This window comes from Saccharomonospora iraqiensis subsp. paurometabolica YIM 90007, assembly GCF_000231035.2.
In the GTDB taxonomy this organism is placed as follows: domain Bacteria; phylum Actinomycetota; class Actinomycetes; order Mycobacteriales; family Pseudonocardiaceae; genus Saccharomonospora; species Saccharomonospora paurometabolica.
The window spans coordinates 162204-165342 of the sequence record NZ_KI912196.1; the positions used below are offsets into that span (position 1 = coordinate 162204).

Genomic DNA, 3139 nt, shown 5'->3' on the forward strand with positions numbered 1-3139 from the left:
GTACGCCCTCCGGGGTGCGGTGCAGCACGTCCAGCAGCTCGGCGGCATCGGCCACCGGGGCGATGACGCCGGTGACCGGTTCCCCGCCCGCCCCGCGCGCGGAGAGTTCGGTGTCGGCGGCGCTCTGCCAGGGCCGGGGTTCGGTGGGCAGGGCGACGGTCCAGCCCGTGAGATCGGCCGGGGCGGTCGCCGCGATGGGCGTCCAGCCCGCCTGGTAGAGCAGTCCCTCCACAGGGGACGCGGCGGAGCGGACCGGCGCCGGTTCGCCGGGCCAGAAGCGCTCGCGCTGGAACGGGTAGGTCGGCAGGTCGGTCACGCGCCCCGCGCCCAGCACCGCGGCCCAGTCGACGGGGACCCCGTGGGTGGCGAGGTCGGCGACCGCGGTCAGCAGGGTCGTGGCCTCGTCGCGGTCGCGGCGCAGCGTGGCGGCGGCCACGATGGCGGTGTCCCCTGCGGCGGCGAGCAGGACGCCGTCCGGGCCGAGCTCCACGAAGCGGGTGAGACCACGGTCGGCGAGTGTGGTGAGGCCGTCGGAGAAGCGGACGGTCTCGCGGACGTGGCGGACCCAGTAGTCAGCGGTGACCGCGTCGTCGGCCACCGTGCCGGTGAGGTCGGCGACCAGCGGCAGGCGCGGGGCCCGGTAGGTGATCGTCTCGGCGACGGCGCGGAACTCGTCGAGCATGGGCTCCATGCGCGCCGAGTGGAAGGCGTGACTGACGGCGAGCCGCTTGGTCCGGTGCCCGTCGGCGGCGAGCCGGTCGGCCGCCGCCAGCACCGCGTCCTCGTCGCCGGAGAGGACGACGGCGGACGGCCCGTTGACCGCCGCGATGTCCACGTCCGGGGTGAGCTCCGCCCGGACCCGGTCCTCGGACGCCTCCACGGCCACCATCGCGCCGCCGGTCGGCAACGCGGACATCAGGCGGGCACGGGCCGCCACCAGCCGGCACGCGTCGTCGAGGTCGAACACCCCGGCGATGTGCGCGGCGGCGAGTTCACCGATGGAATGGCCGAGCAGCGCGGCGGGTCGCAGGCCCCAGTACTCCAGCTGCCGGGCGAGCGCCACCTCCAACGCGAACAGCGCGGGCTGGGCGTGCCCGGTGTCGTCGAGCAACCCGCCGGGATCGTCGCCGAGCGCGACCTCGCGGACCGAGGGCTCGAATCGCGCTGTGACCTCGTCGAAGGCGGTGGCGAAGACAGGGAAGGCGGCGTGCAGCTCGCGGCCAGCGCCCGCGCGCTGGCTGCCCTGGCCGGTGAAGAGGAAGACCGCCCCGCCCGTGCTCGCCTCGGTTCCGGTGATCGCCGCGAGGGCGTCGAGCGCGTCGGCGTGTGTGGTGACGACGGGAGTGGCGCGGTAGTTGAGCCGGGCCCTGGTGGTGGCCAAGGTCCAGGCCACGTCCGCGAGCGAGGTCTCGGGGGCGGCGCGGAGGTGGTCGGCCAGCCGTGCGGCCTGGGCACGCAGAGCCGCCGGAGTGGCTGCGCTGAGCGGCAGCGGGACGGGGCCGGTGGTGGGCGTCGGGTCCGCGGTGGTGGCCGGGGCCTGCTCCAGGACGGCGTGCGCGTTGGTGCCGCTGATGCCGAACGAGGACACCGCCGCGCGACGGGGCCGCTCGGCCCGCCAGTCACGGGATTCGGTGAGCAGCCGGACCCGGCCGGTCGTCCAGTCGACGTGCGGGGTCGGCTCGTCGGCGTGCAGGGTCGGCGGGAGGACACCGTGGCGGAGGGCGAAGACGGACTTGATGATCCCGGCCACGCCCGCCGCCGCCTGGGTGTGGCCGAGGTTGGACTTGATCGACCCGAGCCAGGCGGGCTCGGCCCGGTCCTGCCCGTAGGTCGCCAGCAGCGCCTGGGCCTCGATCGGGTCACCGAGGGCGGTGCCGGTGCCGTGGGCCTCGATGACGTCCACGTCGGAGGCGTCGAGGCGGGCGTCGGCGAGTGCGGCGCGGATGACCCGTTGCTGCGCCGGTCCGTTGGGGGCGGTCATGCCGTTGGAGGCACCGTCGGAGTTGACCGCGGAGCCGCGCAGCACGGCGAGCACGGGATGGCCGTGGCGCTCGGCGTCGGAGAGACGTTCGAGCAGCAGGATGCCCGCGCCCTCACCGAATCCGGTGCCGTCGGCACCGGCGGAGAACGCCTTCGCCCTGCCGTCGGAGGCCAGGCCGCCCTGGCGGGTGAAGTCGACGAACAGACCCGGGGTCGACAGCACGGTCGCGCCACCCGCCAGTGCCAGGTCGCACTCGCCGCCGCGCAGTGCCCTGGCAGCGAGATGCAGCGCGACGAGGGACGACGAGCAGGCCGTGTCGACGGTGACGGCGGGGCCTTCGAAACCGAAGACGTAGTTGATCCGCCCCGACGCCACGCTGCCCGCGCTCGCGCCCAGATGGCCCTCCACCTCGGCGAGAGTGTCCGGGCTCCCGAGCAGGCGCGCGGTGTAGTCCTCGCCCATCAGCCCGGCGAACACGCCGGTGCGGCTGCCGCGCAGCCCGGAGGGTTCCATCCCGGCCCGCTCCAACGCCTCCCAGACGATCTCCAGCAGGAGGCGCTGCTGCGGGTCGGTGGCCAGTGCCTCGCGCGGGGAGATGCCGAAGAACGCGGCGTCGAACTCGGCGGCGTCGTAGAGGAAACCGCCTTCACGGGCGGCGCTGGTGCCCGGGCCGTCTCCCGCGAACAGGCGCTCGGTGTCCCAGCCACGGTCCGCGGGGAACGCACCGATGACGTCCCGCCCCTCGGCGACCAGCTCCCACAGCTGTTCGGGGGTGCGGACGCCGCCGGGGTAGCGGCAGGCCATCGACACGATGGCGATCGGCTCGCCGTCGCGGGCCGTCGTGGTGACGGTCCGGGCGCCTCCGCCGTCCTCCCGGGTCAGCTCGGCGAGCAGGTGCCGGGCGACGGCGGTCGACGTCGGATGGTCGAAGATCAGCGTGGCGGGCAAGCGCAGTGCGGTGGCGGCCGAGAGCCGGTTGCGCAGCTCGACGGCGGTCAGTGAGTCGAACCCGAGGTCGCTGAACGCGCGCCCCGGCTCGACGCCGTCGCCGCCGCCGTGGCCCAGAACGGCCCCGACGTGCGCGCGGACGAGATCGAGCAGGTGCGCCTCGCGCTCCTCGGCGGGCATCGACGCGAGCACGGCCGCCAACCCCTCGGC

General features: G+C 75.2%; 1 protein-coding gene. It reads right to left on the reverse strand.

Going from position 1 to position 3139, the window contains the following annotated elements; genetic code table 11:
* The coding region (locus tag SACPADRAFT_RS25080; protein ID WP_157577030.1) for a type I polyketide synthase at positions 1 to 3139 on the reverse strand (3139 nt) is incomplete at both ends.